The sequence below is a fragment of the Hymenobacter sp. BT730 genome (assembly GCF_030542105.1).
Taxonomy (GTDB): domain Bacteria; phylum Bacteroidota; class Bacteroidia; order Cytophagales; family Hymenobacteraceae; genus Hymenobacter.
In genome coordinates this window covers 480,681-501,046 of sequence record NZ_JAUOFB010000003.1, presented here as the reverse complement: position 1 = coordinate 501,046, position 20,366 = coordinate 480,681, and the positions used below count along the sequence as shown (strand labels likewise).

The window sequence follows — 20,366 nt, the reverse complement described above, 5'->3', positions numbered from 1 at the left end:
AGCGCATTAATCCTGCGTCAGAGCGTAGGTTACCAGATTGGCACCCATGCGCAGAGCGGCGTCATGAATAGCTGGGGTATCTTCTGGATATGTGCCTAGATCTTCCCAGCCATTGCCCAGGTCGCACTCATAAGTGTAAAAGCAGACCAGGCGGCCTTTGTAGATGATTCCAAAGCCCTGGGGGCGTTTGCCATCATGCTCATGCACTTTGGGCAGGCCGCGCGGAAACGAATATTTCTGATGGTAGATAGGATGGGAAAAGGGCAACTCCACAAACTCAAGCTCCGGAAATACCTTCTTCATTTCCGGCCGGATGTAGCGGTCCAGTCCGTAGTTGTCATCAATGTGCAGGAAACCGCCGCCGGTGAGGTAACGACGTAGGTTTTTGGCTTCTGCATCCGTAAAAGCCACATTGCCGTGGCCGGTCATGTGCACGAAGGGATATGTGAGTAGTTCCGGCGAGTCCAGTTCTACGGTGCCTTCCTCGGGGTCAATGTTGGTATGGAGGTTTCGGTTGCAGAACTGTATGAGGTTGGGCAGGGAGGTCTTGTTGGCATACCAGTCGCCGCCCCCGCCGTAGTGAAGCTTGGCAATGCGGAAGCTGGGCGCAACGGGCGCTGCTGCCAGCAGGGGCAGCAGGAGAATAGCCGTTAGAAACAGTTTTTTCAGCATAGCTCGCGGAGTAGGTGGTATTCTTTGGATACTAAATTTACGCTATTGCAGTTCCCGCGCTATATGTACAGTAAACACGGCTGCCAGCCCAGCTGTTTCGGTACGCAGACGGGAGGCGCCTAAGGTTACCGGACGAATGCCTAGCGCAAAGGCGGCCTCAATTTCCTGCGGAGTAAAGTCCCCCTCCGGGCCAATGAGGATGCAGCAGCCAGGTCCGCCGGCTGCCACTCGAGACAGGGCCATCCGTTCCCCTTCTTCCAGGTGGGCAATAAAGGTAGTTTCGGGTGCAACCATTGGGAGAAAATCAGCGAAATCCGTCAGCTCGTCCATTTGCGGCAGCCATGCCTGACCGGACTGTTTCAGGGCGCTTACCGCAATTTTCTCCAGTCGCTCCAGCTTCAGCTCCCGGCGCTCGGATCGGGCGCAGCGCAGAAACGTAATACGTTCTACGCCTACTTCCACCGCCTTTTCCACCATCCATTCCATGCGGTCGAGGTTCTTGGTAGGGGCCACGGCTACATGGGTGAGATAGGAGCGGGGCGGCACGGTTTCATGGTGCGTAATGCGCAGTTGGCAGCGTTTAGGATTCGCATCAGCTACTTCAGCCTGAAATACCCCTCCACGGCCATCTACAAGCACTACCGGGGCGCCCAGCCCCAGGCGCAGCACCCGCACGGCGTGCTTGCTTTCATCCTCGGGCAAGGTATAAGTAGGCAGCGTAAGGTCGGGAGCGAAGAAAGTATGCGGCATAAGGCAAAGCTACAGGAATTGGCTTTTGTGGCTACCGGAGCATGATGCATCTTGGGGCCGGCAACTTCTTTTCACTATCTCCGGCACAGCATGAATCTGAATCAGGTTACTGTTCCCTCACTGAATTTACCAGTGGCCATACGCTTCTATCAACTGCTGGGGTTAGAGTTGATTGTAGAGGCTTTGCCGCATTATGCCCGCTTTGTATGCCCCCATGGCGAAACCACTTTCTCCCTGCATCAGGTAGAAAATTTACCGTCTGCGGGAGGCATATGGGTGTATTTTGAGTGCACCAATCTGGATGCGCAGGTCCAAAGGTTGTCTGAGGCCGGCGTAGTCTTCGAGGAACTTCCCACCAACAAGCCGTGGCTGTGGCGAGAAGCCCGGCTGAAAGACCCGGACCAGAACCAGATAATTCTGTATTTCGCCGGTGACAATCGGATAAATCCGCCCTGGCGGCTTCCATCCTAAACAGCAAGGCCCTGACTTATCAGTGCCAGGGCCTTGCTGTTTTTAGAGAAAAGGGGTTAACCCAGCGTTTTGTTCAACACCTCGGCGAGCCGGATACCCGCCTGCTGAATGCGCCGCTTCATGAGCTCAGAATGGGCAGGGTAATAGTTGTAGTCGATATCCGTACCAGTGGGCGCTTCCTGATAAATCTTCTCACTGTCCTGATACGATTCCCAGAACCATTGCTCCATGGGCGTGCGCTGCCACTGATGTACCAGCTGATGTGGCAGCTTGTGGTCGTACTGGCAGCCCATTTCAGTGTAGGTCAGGCCCTGATAATCAAGCAGGCCACTGTCCCAGAGGCTATGCAGGTTGGTGTCCTTGCCGCGGAATTTTACTTTAATGTCGTTGCCGCCTTTGTCCTCGGCGTGGCCGGCGTGCAGGGGCTGGTGTGCATCGCCTACCAGGTGCACTACAAACTTCAGCGCCGCCACTCGCTCTGCCTGTGACTTGTTAGGGTCTTTCAACTCCTGCAGCTTGGCTTGCAGCATATTGTAGGCATTTGGCTCCGTCTGGCCTTTCAGCGCCTGCAGATACTGCTCCTGATTGAGGCCAGAAGCTGTATTAACATAGTGCCAGGGAGCAGTGTGCTTGAAATCAGGGTAGTAGCGTACCTCATCCGGCCAGGTGCTCACCATGGTCAGGGTTTCAGTGCCTAGCAGGCGGTGCACTTCGCGCTTGGCTTTGCGGGACAAATGCTGCTCGGCAATGCGGCCTACGGCGCGGTGGCCATCTACTCCCCAGGCCCAAACAATAGCAGGAGAAAGCAGCAGCAAGGCCACCGAAAAGAAACGTTTCAACATGGAAATAAGGAAGAGATAAACGACGCCGCAAATTACCCGCTTTTTACTGGATGGCTGCATAATGGGGCTGAAAGCCTATTGAAGGCCATATTTTATACTGTCAGAATGCAGTTTGTTCCGTAAAAGAAGGCAGGTCATTCTATCCTATCATTTAAATCTGTTTGCCGATGACACCTAAACTGAAGAAACTAAAAGACCAGGTGATTGTAATTACCGGTGCTTCTTCCGGTATTGGACTGGTAACGGCCCGCATGGCCGCCGAAAAGGGTGCCCGTTTAGTGCTGGCGGCGCGCAGTGAAGACGCCCTACGGGAGCTAGCTCATGAAATTGAGCAGAAGGGCGGTGAGGCTACGTATGTGGTGGCTGATGTAAGCCGGCAGCAGGATGTTCATAACATTGCCCGCAAAGCACTGCAACGGTTTGGGGGCTTTGATACCTGGATAAATGATGCCGGGGTATCCATTTATGGTAAGCTCACGGATATTCCAATAGAGGATATGCGTAAGCTCTTCGAGACGAACGTCTGGGGGGTGGTGTACGGCTCCCTGGAGGCAGTGAAGCACCTGCGCCAGCACGGCGGAGTTATTATTAACGTGGGCAGCATTCTCTCAGAAAGCACGGCTATTCTGCAGGGCATTTACAGTGCCAGCAAACATGCCGTGAAAGGCTTCACCGATGGCTTGCGGATGGAGCTTTCCTTGGATGAACTGCCCATTGCCGTTACGCTCATCAAGCCTGCAGCCATTGATACCCCTTACACCCTACACGCCAAGAACTACATGGAGCGTGAAGCCAAGCATGCGCCGCCAGCCTATGCCCCTGAAACCGTAGCACGAGCTATTCTGCACTGCTGCGAAACGCCTGAGCGCGAAATAACCGTTGGTGGTGGTGGCAAAATGATAACGGGTATGGCCCACTGGGCTCCTGGCCTTCACGACTCTTTTATGGAAAATGTATTTGTAAAGCAGGAGAAAGCCGATTATGCACCGCGGCCCCTCGCCCAGAATGGCCTGGACCGCGCCTCCGGCTCTTTGCAGGAGCGTGGCAACTACCCCGGTCATACCCGCGAAACCAGTTACTACACGGAGGCTTCCACTAGTAAGCCTATTTTGAGAACGGCTTTAGCCGTAGGAGCCGGGCTGGCTTTGGTGTCGTTGCTAGGCCGCACCAAGAAAGGTAATGGCTATACCACCGAGGGGGGCAACGGCCATCAGGAAAAGGCTAATATCGATACGCAGTTTACCTATCCAACCGAGCCCAATCCCAGCGTGCACTAACCCTGCCTGGCCTATAATACAAAAGCCTCGCTGATAGTCGTCAGCGAGGCTTTTGTACTTTTTAAACCTGCACTAAGCATAACTGAGGTGTTGTCATGCGACCGAAATGGCATTGTCCAGCAGACTCAATTGATTGGATTTGTTATATGGATTATATGCAATTTTATATTAAATATGTGTTTTGTACCTTCGGATTATCAGTAATTATCTATCCGTTTTAACGACAACACTTATGGCTGACAAGAAGATAATCGTTGTATTTGGGGCCACTGGGGCCCAGGGTGGCGGGCTGGCCCGTGCCATTTTGAATGACCCTTCCAGCGAATTCGGAGTGCGCGCTGTTACCCGCCACCCCGAATCTGACAAGGCCCAAAAACTGGCCAGTTTAGGAGCCGAAGTTGTTACCGCCGACATTGATAATCCTGAAAGCCTGCGGAAGGCATTACAGGGAGCTTATGGCGCTTACTGCGTCACCTTCTTCTGGGACCATTACTCACCCGAGCGTGAAGTCGCCGAAGCCCGTAACATGGCCGAGGCTGCTAAGGCGGCTGGCCTGCAGCACGTCATCTGGTCTACGCTGGAAGATACGCGCCGTTTTGTCCCACTCACGGATAACCGGATGCCCACGCTGCAGGGCAAGTACAAAGTGCCTCACTTTGATGGCAAAGGCCAAGCAGACCAATATTTCCGGGATTTGGGTGTGCCTACTACCTTTCTGATTACCTCCTTCTACTGGGAGAATCTTCTCTATTTTGGCATGGGCCCAAAACCTGGCCCCGGCGGGGAGTTAGCCATTACTTTTCCTATGGGCGACAAGAAACTATCGGGCATGGCAGCAGAAGATATCGGAAAATGCGCCTACGGTATCTTTAAAAAAGGGAAGGAGCTGATTGGGAAGACCATCGGCATAGCCGGGGAGCATATTACCTGTCAGCAAATGGCGGCTAGCTTATCAAAGGCTTTGGGCAGGAAGGTAGTCTACCACCATATAACTCCCGATACGTACCGCAACTTCGGCTTTCCCGGCGCCGACGATTTGGGCAATATGTTCCAGTTCTACCATGACTTTGCCGACCAGGTCGCAAAGACCCGCGACCTTAAGTTTGCGCGAGAATTAAACCCCGATCTGCAAACCTTCGATGATTGGGTGGCGAAAAATGCTGCGAAGCTACAGATAGAGCAAATGGCAAGTGCCAGTAAATAAAAAAGCCCCACCAACAATTGTTGGTGGGGCTTTTTAACTGTACGCTAAAATTATACGCCTGCCTCAGCAGCTATTTTAGGAGCGCCAGCCAGAATTTCTTCGTTAGCGAAATCAGCGTACTTCTGGAAGTTATGTACAAATTTCTCTGCCAGCGAAGCAGCCGTCTTATCGTATGCCTCTTTATCCTCCCAAGTGTTACGCGGGTCTAGGATTTCAGCAGGCACGCCCGCCAGTGAAATCGGCATTTCCACCCCAAAAACCGGGTGTTTCACAAACTCTACCTCCTGCAACTCGCCATTTAAGGCGGCAGTAATCATAGCGCGGGTGTAGCTAAGCTTCATGCGGTGGCCCACGCCGTAGGCGCCACCCGTCCAGCCCGTATTAATGAGCCACACATTTACATCGTGTTCCTCCATTTTCTTGCCCAGCATCTCCGCATACTTGGTGGGGTGCAGCGGTAGGAATACCTGGCCAAAGCAGGCCGAGAAAGTGGTTTGAGGCTCCGTAATGCCAACTTCTGTACCTGCTACCTTAGCGGTGTAGCCAGACATGAAGTGGTACATGGCATGGCACTTATCCAGCTTGCTGATGGGAGGCAGCACGCCGAAGGCATCGGCCGTGAGGAAGAAAATGTTCTTCGGCACACCACCCACAGAAGGCTCCACCGCATTATCAATGAAGCCAATAGGGTAGGCCGTACGGGTGTTTTCCGTTACCGACTTGTTGGCATAATCTACCGTGCGGGTGCCGGGGATGAAGCGCGTATTCTCTACAATAGAGCCAAAGCGAATAGCGTCCCAGATCTGGGGCTCTTTCTCCTTGCTCAGGTCAATTACCTTGGCGTAGCAGCCACCTTCAAAGTTGAAGATACCAGCGTTGCCGGGCATCCAGCCGTGCTCATCATCTCCGATGAGGCCGCGGTTGGGGTCAGCGGAAAGGGTGGTTTTGCCCGTGCCGGAAAGGCCGAAGAAAATAGCGGTGTCACCTTTTTCGCCTACGTTGGCCGAGCAGTGCATGCTCAAGGTGTTTTTTTCGTGGGGCAGCAGATAATTCAGCACGCCAAAGATGCCTTTCTTCATTTCGCCGGCATAGCCAGTTCCGCCTATCAGAATCATCTTCTTCTCGAAGTTCAGAATAGCGAAGTTGCTCTGTCGGGTGCCATCTACTGCCGGATCAGCCTCAAAACCGGGGGCGCAAATAATGCTGAAATCGGGCGTCCAGCTGGTGTCAGCACCCTGGGTGGGTCGCAGGAACATATTGTAGCAGAACAGGTTGTGCCAGGCCAACTCGTTTACCACGCGGAGCTTCAGCTGATAGTCGGGGTGGGCACCGGCATAAGCATCACGCACAAATAGCTCTTTGTCGGCCAGGTACTGCACCATTTTGGTCTGCAGCTGGTCGAATTTCGCTGGGTCAAAGGCTATGTTGATGTCGCCCCACCAAACGCTTTCTTCGGTGGAGGCATCTTTCACCACAAACCGGTCTTTGGGCGAGCGGCCAGTAAACTTACCGGTGTCGGCCATCAGGGCGCCAGTGTCGGTGAGGTAGCCTTCGCCGCGGCGAAGAGCCTGCTCTATCAGCTCGGCGGGGGTAAGGTTCAGGTGGACCGGACCGGTAGTGCGCGTAAAGCCAAGGGGCTGAAGGCGTGGGAGAACGTTGGCGGCATAATCTTGCATGGGGCCGAAAACGAGGTTAAAGGGTGGGTGGGAAAATGGGGAATCGGAAGACAAAAATAGACAAAAACCCGACTTGGTAGATAAGCCAATTTAAAATAGCGAAAATTCGCTTTCGTAATTTGAGGTCATTTGCCTCTTTCTAGCGAATTCATAGGAAACTCTACTCAATTTGGAAAGTTTTGTAGATTTACCAACCCTCATTCGGTTGCAGCGAACAGGGCTCCTTCCTCTTCTTTCCTCACTCAATTACCATTCATGCAAACAACATCTGCTGCTCTTCATGAACAGCCGCCCGTAGCCGCGCAAAGCGGCCACCCTCGGGGCCTGTACGTACTGTTCGCCACAGAAATGTGGGAGCGTTTCAGCTATTATGGCATGCGCGCCCTCTTGTCGCTGTACATGATCAAGGCCCTCCTGATGAACAAGGAGATGTCGTCGCTCATTTATGGTAACTACACTAGCTTGGTGTACCTCACGCCGCTGTTGGGCGGCTACGTGGCTGACCGCTACTGGGGCAACCGCCGCTCCATCTTGTTTGGTGGCCTGCTAATGGCTGCCGGCCAGTTTGCTTTGTTTTTTAGTGCGTCTCTATACCAGACGGGCCAGACAGATGCTCCCCAGATGCAACTTATGCTGTTTTTCCTGGGTCTGGGCTGTCTGATTTTCGGTAACGGCTTTTTCAAGCCCAATATCTCCTCCATGGTGGGCACGCTGTATCCCGCCGGCGATAAGCGTATTGATGCCGCCTACACCATCTTCTACATGGGTATTAACCTGGGCGCCTTCCTGTCGCCATTGGTATGTGGTACCCTGGGTGATACCGGCAACCCCGCCGACTTTAAGTGGGGTTTCCTGGCCGCTGGTATTGGTATGCTGTTTGGCACCATCACTTTTGAGCTGCTCAAGAATAAGTACGTAGTTACGTCCAGCGGCGCGCCACTAGGCGCCAAGCCTGAGCGCAGCGTTGAACACTCCCCCGTAGTACCCACACAAACTGATGCTCCGGTGCGGGCCGAAACTATTAGCCAGCCCACCAAGAGCTTCGCCAGCAAGCTGCCCATGCTCATTGGCCTGTTTGCCGTAGTATATGCCGCCATTGCCTGGCTCATGAACCGCGACTGGATAGGCGCGCTGGTCTTCTCGGCCATGATTGTAGCCCCTATTACTATCCTCACGGACCCCACGCTCACGGCCCGCGAAAAACAGAAGATCTACGTAATTTTCATCCTGAGCTTCTTCGTAATCTTCTTCTGGGGCACGTTTGAGCAGGCAGGTGCTTCGCTCACCTTCTTTGCAGATGAGCAGACGGATCGTACACTGGGTTCGTCCGTGGTACCGGCTTCTTACTTCCAGTCGGCCAATGCTTTGTTCATCATTATTTTCGCTCCCATCTTCGCTGTCCTCTGGACCTGGCTGGGCAAGCGGGGCGCCGAGCCTTCTTCGCCCCTGAAAATGTCGATCAGCCTGATGCTGATGGCCATTGGTTACCTTATCATTGCCTTCGGGGTGAAGGGTGTGGATGCCACCACCAAAGTGAGCATGTTCTGGCTTATCACCATGTACATGGTCCACACTTTCGCCGAGCTTTGCTTATCGCCCATTGGCCTGGCCTTGGTAAATAAGCTGGCACCTGCCCGCTTTGCCTCCTTGCTGATGGCAGTGTGGTTCCTGGCTACGGCTGCCGGCAACAAGCTGGCTGGGGTACTCTCCGGCCTGTATCCTCCCGGCCCCGGCGAGTTTGCTAAAGCGGCCAAAGAAGGCATCAACCTGCCCGCCATCCTGAACGGCACCGCGCAGGCTACCGCCGACGTATCCGCCAAACTCAGCAGCCTGGAACTGACTTCCCACTGGCCTACTTTCCTCGGCTTCCAAATCACCAGCCTCTATGATTTCTTTATGATTTTCGTGGGCATGTCGGCTGTAGCATCGTTTATTCTGTTCATCATCTACAAGCGCCTCTATACCATGATGGAGGAGCCCGTAACAGCGTAGCGCTAGCTCCAGTGATTATCAAAAGCCCTGATGACTTAATAAGTCATCAGGGCTTTTGATTTAGCAGTAGTTTTGAAGTTGTTTGATTGGCAGCGGCATTCATTGCTTTATAGCACCTATATAGTTTATGTCAGACCGTGTGCATACAGTCCTGATAATACTCTCCAGCTTCGCAGTTCTGTGCGCCGGGTTGAGCATGGTTAGCGTGCAAGTCAGTCTAAAATATGAAACAGGGGCGGACAGTTGCCTTTCTCTGGTGTCAGGCCGAGACCTTTGTGCTGACTATAGATTTATGAAATGGGCAACCGGAGGCCTGTTCGTTTTAGTGACTCTGCTAATTGTACTGAGCAAACAGCTGATCAATAAAAAATAGAGTCTGCTAGTAATGCAAAAAGCCCCGCTGGATAAGTCCAGTGGGGCTTTTAATCATCCAGGCCTGTAACGGCACCAGACGGATGATCTTACATCATGCCGCCCATACCACCCATGCCACCCATACCGGCAGCACCGGCACCAGCGCCAGCTTTGTCATCTTCGGGCTCATCCGAAATAACGCACTCGGTGGTCAGGAGCAGGCCGGCAATTGAAGCGGCATTTTCCAGGGCCAGACGCGTTACTTTGGTGGGGTCGAGGATACCAGCGGCCATCAGGTTTTCGTAGCGGTCCTCGCGGGCATTGTAACCGTAGTCACCTTTGCCTTCGCGCACCTTCTGTACTACTACCGAGCCTTCGCCACCGGCGTTCTGCACGATGGTACGCAGGGGTGCTTCCAGCGCTGTGCGGATGATGTTTACACCGGTACGCTCGTCGCCGTTCAGGGTGTTAACTGCGTCCAACGATTCGAGGGCGCGCACCAGGGCAACACCGCCACCGGGCACTACACCTTCTTCTACTGCGGCGCGGGTAGCGTGCAGGGCATCGTCAACACGGTCTTTCTTCTCCTTCATCTCTACTTCCGTAGAAGCACCGATGTACAGGATAGCAACACCGCCCGACAGCTTGGCCAGACGCTCCTGCAGCTTTTCCTTATCGTAGTCCGAAGTGGTTTTCTCCACCTGGGCTTTGATTTCGTTTACGCGGCCGGTAATGCCTTCCTTGTCGCCTTTACCATTAACAATGGTCGTGTTGTCCTTGTCAATGATGATTTTCTCCGCCTGGCCGAGATACTCCAGCGTAGCATTTTCCAGCTTGTAGCCGCGCTCTTCGCTGATAACAGTACCGCCCGTGAGAACGGCAATGTCTTCCAGCATCGCCTTACGACGGTCGCCGAAGCCGGGAGCTTTTACAGCGGCAATTTTCAGCGAGCCGCGCAGCTTGTTTACTACCAGGGTAGCCAGAGCCTCACCGTCTACATCTTCGGAGATGATAACCAGTGGCTTACCGGTTTGCACCACTTGCTCCAGCACGGGCAGGAGCTCCTTCATGGTGCTTACTTTCTTGTCGTAGATCAGGATGAAGGGGTTCTCCAGCTCCACTTCCATTTTCTCCGCGTTAGTCACGAAGTAAGGGGAGAGGTAACCACGGTCGAACTGCATGCCTTCCACCGTTTTTACTTCGGTTTCGGTGCCACGCGCTTCTTCCACAGTAATTACGCCTTCTTTGCCCACTTTGTCCATAGCATCGGCAATCATCTGACCGATTTCCATGTCGTTGTTGGCCGAAATAGCGCCTACCTGGGCAATTTCCGAAGAGTTTTCAATCTTCTTGGACTGCTGCTTCAGGTTAGCCACTACTGCGTGTACCGCCTTGTCAATACCGCGCTTCAGGTCCATGGGATTAGCACCGGCGGCTACGTTCTTGGAGCCAGCGGTGTAAATAGCCTGGGCCAGTACGGTAGCGGTAGTAGTACCGTCACCGGCCTGGTCAGCGGTTTTGCTGGCTACTTCTTTCACTAGCTGAGCCCCCATATTTTCAATCGGGTCTTTCAGCTCAATTTCTTTGGCCACGGTTACACCGTCCTTAGTAATAGTAGGAGCGCCAAATTTCTTGTCGATAACCACGTTGCGGCCTTTAGGGCCCAGGGTTACTTTCACGGCGTTAGCCAGTTTATCTACGCCGCGCTTCAGTTTGTCGCGGCCGTCGGTATCAAATTGGATGTTCTTAGCCATCTTATTTTACAGAAGAATGAAATCAGAAGAGAAAAAGGCTGGGCTTAGAGCACGGCCAGGATATCGGACTCACGCATGATGAGGTAGTCCTGACCCTCAATGGTGATTTCCGTGCCGGCATATTTGCCATACAGCACTTGGTCGCCTACGCTCACCTGGGGCTTAATGGTGGTGCCGTTGTCGGCCACTTTGCCTTCGCCTACGGCTACTACTTCGCCACGCTGGGGCTTTTCCTTGGCCGTATCGGGAATGATGATGCCCGATTTGGTTTTCTCCTCGGCAGCGGCTGGCGCGATGATGACGCGGTCAGCCAGTGGTTTCATGCTAAGTGACATAAAGTATGTTTTGGATGAAGGGTGTACACAAAGGTTGCGTGTGCCCGCAGTCCGCACTTCTTGTGCCAGCCCCATCAAACCTGACAGAATGAACGCCCGGCCCACTTTTACAGGCAGTTTTTTCCTTGAAATCTGCCAACTGTGTCAGGTTATGCCAGCAGCGCCTAATCCTCAGTCCGCTTTGGCCATACTACTGCTAGGCACAGTCTGAGTGGAAGAGACGCCTAGGCTGGCGGCAAATTTTTGAAAGGCGGCGGGGGTAATACTCCAGTCGGGGGCCTGAATTTTACCCCAAGCTTCCGGTAAGTCCTGCCAATTGAAATAGCAGGCTCCTACCACTTCGGGGTGTTCCCACAGGGTTTGGGCAGCATCCTGGAGCCACTGCTGCTGAAAATCGTCAGGGCCTTTTACGCCAAATTCGGTAATGAAAATAGGTTTGTGCACGAATGCCATCCGGCGGGTTTTGCGCTGGAATATGTCGCGGAAAGTTTCCTGCTGGGTATGGTCCGTGATATTCTTGTCCGGAAGACCATAAATAGCAATGCTGATATAATCCACTACGTCGTCGCCGGGCCAATAATCCAGGGAGCCCCGGTCACCGGCCGGCCCCCACACCCTTCGGATATTAGGGTTATTTCCCTGATTAAATAAGGTAAAGTAGCGGTAGGCTTTAATATAGGTCAGCGGGTTCTGGCTTTGCCAGGCGTAGCGGGTAATGGGAATTTCCATCTCATGCGCCCAGCGTAGATAGACGGTGTGCTGAACATTAGAAAGGAGGCCATATAAGGTCCTGATCTGTTTATCGTAATGGCCACGTAGGATATTGGCCAACACTTCCTTGTCCCGGGGCTTCTCAGGCCCATTCCAGGGCTCCACCGTCAGGATAACGTCATGATTCCGGCCAAAAACACCTTGTAGGTCTTTTTGTAGGCCGCCGTTCATAATTTGAAGCCAATCGGTGAACAAGTGTTCTACCTGAACGGCGGGCTGATTCACCAGCAAATGGTTTCGGTCTAATACACCCAGCACGGGCGCGGTGCCTGCCTCTCTGCCGGGGAGCCTCTTTTGTAAAGGGCCGGCTGCTTGCTGGCTTTTTGCCATCCACTGTTGGTGGGCACGGAGTTCCTGAGTAGCAGCTAACAGCCATTCCCGCCGAAACTCCTGGCGTGGTAATGCCGGAGAGCCCAGAATAAGCACCGGCTTCCCGACTATAGACAGGCGGTGCAGCTTTCGGAGAAGAGCATCCTGCCCCTTGCTTCCACCTGGATAAGCAGGTGCCTGTGCTTCTGAAGCACTTCCCATGGTAATGCTAACCACGTCCACCACATCATTGCCCGGCCAGAATTCCAGGTCGCCGGGGTAGCCAGCCGGGCCCCAGACTATTTTTACCTGAGGGGCCAGCTTGCGGCAGCGCTGCGCGAAATACCGGAATGCCTGGCTGAAAGCCTGTGGGGCCTGGTTTTGCCAGGGGTATACTTTCGCGGGCACTTCCATCTCCGGATTCAGCCGTAGGTAGTAAGTGCTTTTTTGCGCGGCGATACGGGCACACAGTTGGTCTATTTGTTGGTCGAAAGCCCCTTTGGTTAGTTCCTGCATAACATCGTTCTGGGCAGTCAGCACGTCGTGCTCAGGCCATAATTCAATGGTCAGAAGAACAGAATGCCCGGCGGGCAACCTGGGCAGTTCTATGGGTAGAGACTTCGAGTAGGATGAGGCCGGCTTCCAGCTTAGACCATAATGGTGCATGTTGCGGCTGGATGCCCCCAGCGCCCCGGCAGAAGCCCAGGTATGCGGCTCTACCCACTCTAATATGGGCTCTGTGGTCCGCACCTGCAAAAGCACCCCAGTGCCATCCTTTTTCATAAGCCAGGTAAAAGCCGCCAGGCTAAGTAATAGAACTGCAATAGCAGTAGAAACCCCGGACTTTTTCATCACCGTATAGAAGTGTAAATAGATAGGCTGACCGCACTAGTTGGAAGCGCCAGATGGCCGCAAGGCACTGGAAGGAATGCTATTCATTCTTAATGCAAAAAAACAGGCATTCAACGTGCTCTTGGTATGTGGGTAAATGTATAATTTAATCTTGAAATAAAAATATAAAAGTCAATGGGCACAAAAAAGCGGGTGGCTTCTTGATAGAGAAGCCACCCGCTAATTAATTCGTTGAGCCGAAGCGCTTACTGGGCAGGTGTAGCCGGAGCAGGCGCTGGGGTAGAAGGAGCCGGAGTAGCTGGTGCCGGAGCGGGCGTAGTAGCAGGAACCCGGGTCTCCAGAGCGCGCTGTTGGTTTACGCTGCGTACGGGAGCAGAATCACCCGAGGTGTGACTCACCATCTGAGTGCCAAGCGACAATACCATCAGGGCAATAGCGAAGCCCCAGGTCAGGCGCTCCAGTAGGTCACCGGTGCGCTTTACGCCCATAAGCTGAGCGGTGCCGCCTGCGCCAAACTGGCTGGATAGGCCACCTCCTTTAGGATTCTGGGCCAGCACCACCAGGGCTAGCAACAAGCACACAAAAATGATTAGGCTGATCAGGGCAATGTACATCTACTCCGAAGGTTTCAGTTGATTAATTTGGTCGGCAAAGTACGTCTTTTTTTCCGGCTGGCGCACCATCAGCTGTTCATATATTTCAATGGCTTTGGCCAATTTGCCCTGCCGCACCAAAATTTTGGCCAAGCTCTCTGAAGCCAGCTGGGGGGCAATACTGGTACTGCGCACCGATAGATCCTGCTGCTCATCTACGGGCGGCAAGGTAGTAGGGGCTTTCAGCCGGGGCTGTATCTTCAGGAAACGGTTAATAAGGTCAAAAGAGGAGGGCGCTGGCGGAGAAGCCGGCCGATTCGCCTCAGCATGCGCAAGCAATAAGGCATCGGGTTCGAAAAAGGCTGAGAGTGGCAGGTTCACAGCTTCTTCGCCGCTTGTTACCAGTGCATAGCCCAGCCGGCTGCCACACGGTAAGCCATAGGCTAGTTCCTTATCGGCGTAAAAGGCTGGTACGCCGGCTTTAGTAGCGGCTTCCAGCTCGGGCAACTGGTACAGCACAGGCGCGACTATCGGCTCCGGCTCTTCAAACCCATACTCGAAACGGGAGATACCCGCATCCGCCGGCGGACGAATAGGAGGGGCTATAGGTGGCAGCTCGTCCCGTATTTCAGCCACTACGGGCTCTATTACAAGGGAAGTTTCTGGCGTTTCAGAGGTAGGCTCATCCTGATGAGGAATAGATGCAGTTGCTACAGACTCTTGAAAAACTTCGGGCGTGTGTATCTGATCAGGCACCTCCGCTACAAGAGGCACAGCTTCAATAGCTTCTTCTATAGGCGCTTGCTCAGCCTCTACCGGAATTTCTTCCTTTGGTTCTTCAATAAAAGGCCCTCCGTGCTCTGCTACTTCGGTTCCTGTCTCGGGCTGTTCTTCCATAGAGGAACTGTCAACAGGAGCTTCGTCCAGAGTAGCGGGAGAAGAAGCTGAATCTACTATAGCAAGCTCTTCACCAGACTGAAGAAGAGAGTCAGCGGGAACTGGGGCAGTTGGTACTTCTTCCGCTACAACGGGCTCAGATTCTGCTGCCGATGCTGCAACAACCGGTGCTGTGCTCACAGCCAGGGCTTCAAAAGGTTTTGATTGACGCTCAATCAGTTCCCGCAGCAGTTGACGGTCGGCAGCATAGGTGGCCGCGTGGCGTAGGCGCTGGCTGGCCAGCATGCTGCCATGGTCATGCGCCGCTTTGGCCAGCAGCAGATGGGCTGTCTGGCAATAGGGAAAAGTGGCCGCCAACTGCTCCAGCTCCCGCGTTTCAGCTTCTGAAATGGAAGTTACATGGTCCAGAATCTGCAGTAGGGACGCACGGGTCATGGAAACTAGGGTTGCGGACGGGTGATAGGGGCGAAAAGCAACAGCTTTTCGCGGCGGATAAGGGCGGTACGGCACTGTGCGCACCTTATAGTGCACTACCGAATAACAACAATACAGCAATTTAGCCAGTAAAGCACACGGTGCCTACTACCAGTTAGCTACAGATTTATTAAAGGCATCGGTAATAATGCGCCCCGTAATTTCTCTTACTCGCGGACTATTATTGATTTGAGTGGCATCCTGCGAGCCCGGAAAGTCGTCGGACTGTTGGAACGTCTGCTCGAAATCCTGCTTGGGGTCTTTAGTGTTAGTGAATTTCACCCTTACCTGAATTGTGAGGCGGTTCAGCCCGGCCTGGTCACGCCCTTCCGTCTTCTCAATAGCCGCCGGAGCAATATCATAGCCAATGATGGCGCCTTCAAACTGCAAATCACCATCACGCGGAATTAGCTTCAGGGTGGTGTTACGCTGAAAGTAGTCCTTGAAATCCTCCGTGAAGCGCTGTGCCAGTGAGGAAGGCCCATTAGGTGCGCTATTGGGGAAGGTAGAAATAGAAATAGTCTTGACGGTAGGGTCAATATTGGTGCCAGCGAAGGAATATACGCGGCAACCCGCCACACAAAAGCCTACAGCTAAAATACAGCAGCTAATCAACCACTTATAGCTGTTCCAGATCATATTGTTTGAGCTTACGGTAGAGGGTGCGTTCTGAAATACCCAAATCGTGGGCGGCGTATTTACGCTTGTGGTTGTGCTTCTTCAGCGCCTTGATAATCATCTCCTTTTCCTTGGCATCGAGAGAAAGAGTTTCTTCTTCTGTCTCGTGCGAAATGTCTTCTACGCGCTGCTCCTCATCCTCATAGTCGGTGGCATCATCCACGGATGGATTAATGAAATACTCCGAGCCGGCATCGGTAGATTGCCGCAATGGGCGTCCGCCCTCATAGGGCGCCACGTTGAGGTTGGTAAAGAGGTGACTGTTCTGGCGCACCAGTTCCTGTGCCTCCTGCGGGCGCTGCCCGGCGGCCAGTTCCAGCACCAGTTTCTTCAGGTCTGTTACATCCCGGCGCATATCAAACAGTACCTTATAGAGCAGGTCGCGCTCGGAGTAGGTATTGCCGGCCCCATCAGTGGCCGTGCCGGCCGCATGCACCAGCATGGGCAGGCGGCTGGTTTGCTCCGCGGGCAGGTACTGGCGCAAACGGCGCAGATCTATTTCCCGCTCCGTTTCCAATACCGACATCTGCTCGGCCACATTCTTCAGCTGCCGGATGTTGCCAGGAAATTGAAAGCGCTGCAACTCCAGCACCGCATCGGGCGTCAACGACACTGGCTTTACGCGGTAGCGCTCGGCAAAATCCGTAGCGAACTTGCGGAATAATAGATAGATATCATCGCCCCGTTCACGTAACGGTGGAACTGTAATCGGAACGGTATTGAGGCGGTAATAGAGGTCTTCGCGGAACTTGCCTTCGCGCACCGCATCCAGCAGATTCACGTTGGATGCCGCAACTACCCGCACATCCGTCTTCTGTACTTTACTAGATCCTACCCGAATAAACTCGCCATTTTCCAGCACGCGCAGCAGGCGGGCCTGGGTTCCCAGCGGCATTTCGCCAATTTCATCCAGGAAAATGGTGCCACCGTTGGTTACCTCAAAGTAGCCCTTGCGGGCTTCCTGTGCGCCCGTAAAGGAGCCTTTCTCGTGGCCAAACAGTTCCGAGTCAATAGTGCCTTCCGGAATAGCGCCGCAGTTAATAGCAATAAACTGCCCATGCTTGCGCGGCGACAGCGCATGTATGATTTTGGAAAACGACTCCTTGCCCGAGCCACTTTCGCCGGAAATCATCACCGTCATGTCCGTAGGCGCTACCTGAGCCGCCACCTGAATGGCATAGTTCAGTGCCGGCGCATTGCCGATGATGCCGAAGCGTTGTTTGATACTTTGTATTTCGGAAGGTGTCAAGGTCAGGAGGAAAGTTTCGTGTGGAAGACGAAAAGCGGCGCGGCTTATTTTACAGCAGGCAGAATAAAAATCTTCATCCTGAACTCCCGGGTTACTTTTTCAGATAAGCACCAGTACTGGTAATAGTAACGGCGCTAACGTGAGAAGGTCCTTCATGAACTCAGGATGACAGAAAGTTACACTGCCTCGCCCAGCAGGGTACTGGCCGAGCCGCTATGAACCAGCACGTTCACATAGTCGCCTTTTTTGTAGTGCTTTTTCGGGAAGATGACCACCTGGTTCTGGCTGTTGCGGCCGCTCAGGTGCTCATCAGAGCGCTTGGAGAAGTTTTCGGCCAATACTTTATGCACTTTGCCCACGCCCAGTAGATTCCGCTCGCGGCTGTGCTGCTGCTGGAGGGCAATAACCTCGGCCAGGCGGCGCTTTTTCACTTCCAGCGGAATATCATCCTCCAGCTTGCGGGCGGCCAGCGTGCCGGGCCGCTCGGAGTAAAAGAACATATAAGCCATGTCGTACTTCACGTACTCCATCAGGCTGAGCGTATCCTGGTGCTCTTCCTCGGTTTCGGAGCAGAAGCCCGAAATCATATCAGAGCTGATGGCGCATTCGTCCCCCAGAATTCGGCGGATGGCCTGCACGCGGTCCTCGTACCACGCCCGGTCATAGGTGCGGTTCATGAGCTTGAGAATGCGCGTGTTACCGCTTTGGGCGGGTAGGTGAATATACTTGCAGATGTTCTCGTGCCGCGCCATAGTGTGCAGCACCTCATCCGTAATATCCTTGGGGTGGGAGGTGGAGAAGCGCACGCGCAGCTCGGGGCTAATGAGGGCCACGCTTTCCAGCAACTGGGCAAAGTTTACCTGCTCGGTGCCATCTTCTGATGCCCATTTGTAGGAGTCCACATTCTGGCCCAGCAGGGTAACTTCCTTGTAGCCGGCGGCCACCAGGTCGCGGGCTTCCTGCACAATGCTGTGGGCGTCGCGGCTCCGCTCGCGGCCGCGGGTGAAGGGCACCACGCAGAAGGAGCACATATTGTCGCAGCCTCGCATGATGCTGATGAAGGCCGTAATGCCGTTCGAGTTCAGGCGTACCGGCGTGATGTCGGCGTAGGTTTCTTCCCGACTCAGCAGTACGTTCACGGCTTTCTGGCCGCTATCTACCTGCTGAATCAGCTGGGGCAGGTCGCGGTAGGCATCGGGGCCTACTACCAGGTCAACCAGCTTTTCTTCTTCCAGAAACTTGCTTTTCAGACGCTCGGCCATGCAGCCCAGCACGCCCACCAGCAGGCCGGGGTTACGCTTCTTGTGACCGTTAATCTGTGACAGACGCATCCGTACCGTTTGCTCGGCCTTCTCCCGGATAGAGCACGTATTCAGCAGCACCAGATCAGCACCCTCCAGCTGCTCCGTGGTGTCAAAACCTTCGTTAAACAGAATACTGGACACGATTTCGGAGTCCGAGAAGTTCATCTGGCAGCCGTAGCTTTCAATATATAGCTTGCGCTTGCGGCCCGTGCTGGTAGCGGCACTCACGCGCACCTCGCCGGATGGGGTTTCGGCATGGGTGGTAGCGTCGGTGCTCGGTGTGGGCAGCGTAGGCGTATCGAGGAAGTCGAGGGTAATCAGCGGTTGGGACATGGGTATTCGTCGCAGGGTCAGCTTCACAGCTCGTGAGAACAGCAAAGGTAGCGTTTTTAGGGCAAAAATGACAGAATGGCAGAGCTACTGAGCTGGTAAAAAGGTGCTGGTTAGTCCTTTTCTCTGCTTTCTGTAGGCCTGTATAAAAGGAACTGTCTGAGTTATAATGCTAATGGAATCTGCTCCTTAGGTTGACCAGAGTATGCCCGTCACCAGCCCAGTAACTCCTTCTTAATTGTTGATATGTAGTAGAAAGTCAATCAATTGTCGCTCCTAGTACTTCTAGCATGGCTTGCGCTTTCAGCAGGCATTCCTCATACTCCCGCTCTGGTACGGAGTCATAGGTTATAGCTGAGCCGACCTGGAAGCTGAGGTAGCCCGTATCCCGGCGGTATTGCAAAGAGCGGATGACGACGTTGAAATCGAAGTCGCCATTGGGTAGCACGTAGCCGATGCTGCCGCTGTAGAGGCCGCGCCGGGTGCGCTCATACTGCTCAATCAGCTGCATGGCCCTGATTTTAGGGGCGCCCGTCATGGAGCCCATGGGGAAAGCTGCCTGCAGCGCATCCACCAGGTCAGTGCCGGGGCGGGCCTGGGCCTGCACGGAGGATATCATTTGCCAGACGTGCCGGAATGGATACAGCCCAAAGAGCTCCGGCACCTGCACTGTGCCGGTTTCGGCTACTCGGGCAAGGTCGTTGCGCACCAAATCCACAATCATGAGATTTTCGGCGCGCTCCTTCTCGTCGTGTAGCAGGGTGTGGCGCTGCTGCGCGTCCGTTTCTGGAAAATTACCCCGGCGAATGGTGCCTTTTATCGGCTGGGAAAGCAGCGTATTGCCTTCGCGCCGCAGAAATCGTTCCGGCGAAGCGCATAATAGGTAGTGGTCTTCCCATTTGTAAAACCCGGCAAAAGGAGTGGGAGAGGCCGCATTAAGCTGCTGAAACAGGGCAACGGGCTCTAACACAGCTTGCTCGGCGTAAAACTCCTGACACAGGTTCAACTCATACACTTCCCCGTTCAGAATGTCCTCCTGAATATGACTGACTGCCTGCAAATAATCTTCCTGCGGCATTCGCGGCCGCAAAGCAGGAATAACTGTTGGCGAATCAGCCAGCTCCGAACTAAGTATCTCTGTCAATACCGATTCCGGGCCATGAATTTCCACGCTTTCGGCTAAAAAGCGGAACCAGATTTCGGCCTCAAAGAATTGCAACGCCGGCCATTCTAAACCGTCCGGATGGAGGCTGTGCAACAACGGCTCTATTTCATTCTTTAACTCATAAGACAGCATTCCGCAGCGCAGGGCCTTGGAAGGCCCCAGCAGCCATGGCCTTAATTCTGCCAATGTAGTGGGGCTAGCTGCCGGGGTATTCCGGACGGCCAGCAGGTCCTGAAAACCACCAAAAGGGTATTCCAAGCCATTGGAGGTATAATAAGCACAACACCGAAAGCGGCCGGCCCAGCTTAGCGCCAACTCCCGGAAGCGGACCGAAGAAACAGGAAGGGAAGAGTAAGAAACAACGAGCACAGGACAAAGGTAGCGGAGAGCAGTTGACACAGAATGCTTAATAATGCA

The 20,366-nt window shown here is 53.8% G+C and carries 17 protein-coding genes; 4 read left to right on the top strand and 13 right to left on the bottom strand.

The window, feature by feature from the left end; genetic code table 11:
* Window positions 1-6: 6 nt before the first annotated feature.
* Complete coding sequence (locus Q4G72_RS12045) at window positions 7-672, bottom strand: DUF4159 domain-containing protein (RefSeq protein WP_303311674.1); 666 nt, start codon at window positions 670-672, stop codon at window positions 7-9.
* A gap of 42 nt (window positions 673-714) precedes the next feature.
* Window positions 715-1,422, bottom strand: coding sequence for a 16S rRNA (uracil(1498)-N(3))-methyltransferase (locus Q4G72_RS12040; protein WP_303311673.1), 708 nt, complete (start codon window positions 1,420-1,422; stop codon window positions 715-717).
* 90 nt (window positions 1,423-1,512) lie between these two features.
* Between Q4G72_RS12040 and Q4G72_RS12035 the strand changes: the two genes are divergently transcribed.
* Complete coding sequence (locus Q4G72_RS12035) at window positions 1,513-1,893, top strand: VOC family protein (RefSeq protein ID WP_303311672.1); 381 nt, start codon at window positions 1,513-1,515, stop codon at window positions 1,891-1,893.
* Window positions 1,894-1,949: 56 nt separating this feature from the next.
* Here the strand turns inward: Q4G72_RS12035 and Q4G72_RS12030 are convergent, their stop codons facing one another.
* Entirely contained in the window at window positions 1,950-2,735 is a 786-nt protein-coding gene (locus Q4G72_RS12030; RefSeq protein ID WP_303311671.1) for a S1/P1 nuclease, read from the bottom strand.
* Between the two features lie 167 nt (window positions 2,736-2,902).
* Here Q4G72_RS12030 and Q4G72_RS12025 point away from each other — a divergent pair, with 167 nt between their 5' ends.
* Together Q4G72_RS12025 and Q4G72_RS12020 are read left to right on the top strand one after the other, a co-directional pair.
* A complete protein-coding gene (locus Q4G72_RS12025; RefSeq protein WP_303311670.1) occupies window positions 2,903-4,012 on the top strand; it encodes an SDR family oxidoreductase in 1,110 nt (369 codons plus the stop codon).
* Between the two features lie 232 nt (window positions 4,013-4,244).
* On the top strand, window positions 4,245-5,216 hold the full coding sequence (locus Q4G72_RS12020) for an NmrA/HSCARG family protein (RefSeq protein WP_303311669.1): 972 nt from the start codon (window positions 4,245-4,247) through the stop codon (window positions 5,214-5,216).
* A gap of 50 nt (window positions 5,217-5,266) precedes the next feature.
* Here the strand turns inward: Q4G72_RS12020 and pckA are convergent, their stop codons facing one another.
* Window positions 5,267-6,892, bottom strand: coding sequence for a phosphoenolpyruvate carboxykinase (ATP) (gene pckA, locus Q4G72_RS12015; protein WP_303311668.1), 1,626 nt, complete (start codon window positions 6,890-6,892; stop codon window positions 5,267-5,269).
* 255 nt (window positions 6,893-7,147) lie between these two features.
* On the opposite strand from pckA, the gene Q4G72_RS12010 reads away from it, so the two are divergent.
* Window positions 7,148-8,884 carry a peptide MFS transporter gene (locus Q4G72_RS12010; RefSeq protein WP_303311667.1) on the top strand — a complete coding sequence of 579 codons (1,737 nt, stop codon included), beginning with the start codon at window positions 7,148-7,150 and terminating at the stop codon, window positions 8,882-8,884.
* Between the two features lie 461 nt (window positions 8,885-9,345).
* Here Q4G72_RS12010 and groL read toward each other — a convergent pair whose 3' ends face one another.
* From groL to pabB, 9 genes are all read right to left on the bottom strand, one after another.
* Window positions 9,346-10,992 carry a chaperonin GroEL gene (gene groL, locus Q4G72_RS12005; protein ID WP_303311666.1) on the bottom strand — a complete coding sequence of 549 codons (1,647 nt, stop codon included), beginning with the start codon at window positions 10,990-10,992 and terminating at the stop codon, window positions 9,346-9,348.
* Window positions 10,993-11,036: 44 nt separating this feature from the next.
* On the bottom strand, window positions 11,037-11,327 hold the full coding sequence (gene groES, locus Q4G72_RS12000) for a co-chaperone GroES (RefSeq protein ID WP_303311665.1): 291 nt from the start codon (window positions 11,325-11,327) through the stop codon (window positions 11,037-11,039).
* A gap of 171 nt (window positions 11,328-11,498) precedes the next feature.
* A complete protein-coding gene (locus tag Q4G72_RS11995) occupies window positions 11,499-13,190 on the bottom strand; it encodes a glycoside hydrolase family 26 protein (protein ID WP_303311664.1) in 1,692 nt (563 codons plus the stop codon).
* Window positions 13,191-13,504: 314 nt separating this feature from the next.
* The gene (gene secG, locus Q4G72_RS11990) at window positions 13,505-13,873 is read right to left on the bottom strand and encodes a preprotein translocase subunit SecG (protein ID WP_303311663.1); all 369 of its coding nucleotides are present in this window, start codon (window positions 13,871-13,873) and stop codon (window positions 13,505-13,507) included.
* Window positions 13,874-15,184 carry a DUF8458 domain-containing protein gene (locus Q4G72_RS11985; RefSeq protein WP_303311662.1) on the bottom strand — a complete coding sequence of 437 codons (1,311 nt, stop codon included), beginning with the start codon at window positions 15,182-15,184 and terminating at the stop codon, window positions 13,874-13,876. It lies immediately after the preceding gene.
* A gap of 147 nt (window positions 15,185-15,331) precedes the next feature.
* Entirely contained in the window at window positions 15,332-15,862 is a 531-nt protein-coding gene (locus Q4G72_RS11980) for an LptE family protein (RefSeq protein WP_303311661.1), read from the bottom strand.
* A complete protein-coding gene (locus Q4G72_RS11975; protein WP_303311660.1) occupies window positions 15,843-17,150 on the bottom strand; it encodes a sigma-54 interaction domain-containing protein in 1,308 nt (435 codons plus the stop codon). The genes Q4G72_RS11980 and Q4G72_RS11975 overlap by 20 nt, the downstream gene beginning before the upstream one ends.
* A 176-nt stretch (window positions 17,151-17,326) precedes the next feature.
* Window positions 17,327-18,787, bottom strand: coding sequence for a tRNA (N6-isopentenyl adenosine(37)-C2)-methylthiotransferase MiaB (miaB, locus tag Q4G72_RS11970; protein ID WP_303311659.1), 1,461 nt, complete (start codon window positions 18,785-18,787; stop codon window positions 17,327-17,329).
* 256 nt (window positions 18,788-19,043) lie between these two features.
* Window positions 19,044-20,318, bottom strand: a complete 1,275-nt coding sequence (gene pabB, locus Q4G72_RS11965; RefSeq protein ID WP_303311658.1) for an aminodeoxychorismate synthase component I — start codon at window positions 20,316-20,318, stop codon at window positions 19,044-19,046.
* Window positions 20,319-20,366 lie beyond the last annotated feature (48 nt).

What these genes read in the sequence shown, in the direction of transcription:
- Q4G72_RS12045 (WP_303311674.1), bottom strand. Translation starts at nt 672, where the DNA reads ATGCTGAAAAAACTGTTTCTAACGGCTATTCTCCTGCTGCCCCTGCTG.
- Q4G72_RS12040 (WP_303311673.1), bottom strand. Translation starts at nt 1,422, where the DNA reads ATGCCGCATACTTTCTTCGCTCCCGACCTTACGCTGCCTACTTATACC.
- Q4G72_RS12035 (WP_303311672.1), top strand. Translation starts at nt 1,513, where the DNA reads ATGAATCTGAATCAGGTTACTGTTCCCTCACTGAATTTACCAGTGGCC.
- Q4G72_RS12030 (WP_303311671.1), bottom strand. Translation starts at nt 2,735, where the DNA reads ATGTTGAAACGTTTCTTTTCGGTGGCCTTGCTGCTGCTTTCTCCTGCT.
- Q4G72_RS12025 (WP_303311670.1), top strand. Translation starts at nt 2,903, where the DNA reads ATGACACCTAAACTGAAGAAACTAAAAGACCAGGTGATTGTAATTACC.
- Q4G72_RS12020 (WP_303311669.1), top strand. Translation starts at nt 4,245, where the DNA reads ATGGCTGACAAGAAGATAATCGTTGTATTTGGGGCCACTGGGGCCCAG.
- pckA (WP_303311668.1), bottom strand. Translation starts at nt 6,892, where the DNA reads ATGCAAGATTATGCCGCCAACGTTCTCCCACGCCTTCAGCCCCTTGGC.
- Q4G72_RS12010 (WP_303311667.1), top strand. Translation starts at nt 7,148, where the DNA reads ATGCAAACAACATCTGCTGCTCTTCATGAACAGCCGCCCGTAGCCGCG.
- groL (WP_303311666.1), bottom strand. Translation starts at nt 10,992, where the DNA reads ATGGCTAAGAACATCCAATTTGATACCGACGGCCGCGACAAACTGAAG.
- groES (WP_303311665.1), bottom strand. Translation starts at nt 11,327, where the DNA reads ATGTCACTTAGCATGAAACCACTGGCTGACCGCGTCATCATCGCGCCA.
- Q4G72_RS11995 (WP_303311664.1), bottom strand. Translation starts at nt 13,190, where the DNA reads ATGAAAAAGGATGGCACTGGGGTGCTTTTGCAGGTGCGGACCACAGAG.
- secG (WP_303311663.1), bottom strand. Translation starts at nt 13,873, where the DNA reads ATGTACATTGCCCTGATCAGCCTAATCATTTTTGTGTGCTTGTTGCTA.
- Q4G72_RS11985 (WP_303311662.1), bottom strand. Translation starts at nt 15,184, where the DNA reads ATGACCCGTGCGTCCCTACTGCAGATTCTGGACCATGTAACTTCCATT.
- Q4G72_RS11980 (WP_303311661.1), bottom strand. Translation starts at nt 15,862, where the DNA reads ATGATCTGGAACAGCTATAAGTGGTTGATTAGCTGCTGTATTTTAGCT.
- miaB (WP_303311659.1), bottom strand. Translation starts at nt 18,787, where the DNA reads ATGTCCCAACCGCTGATTACCCTCGACTTCCTCGATACGCCTACGCTG.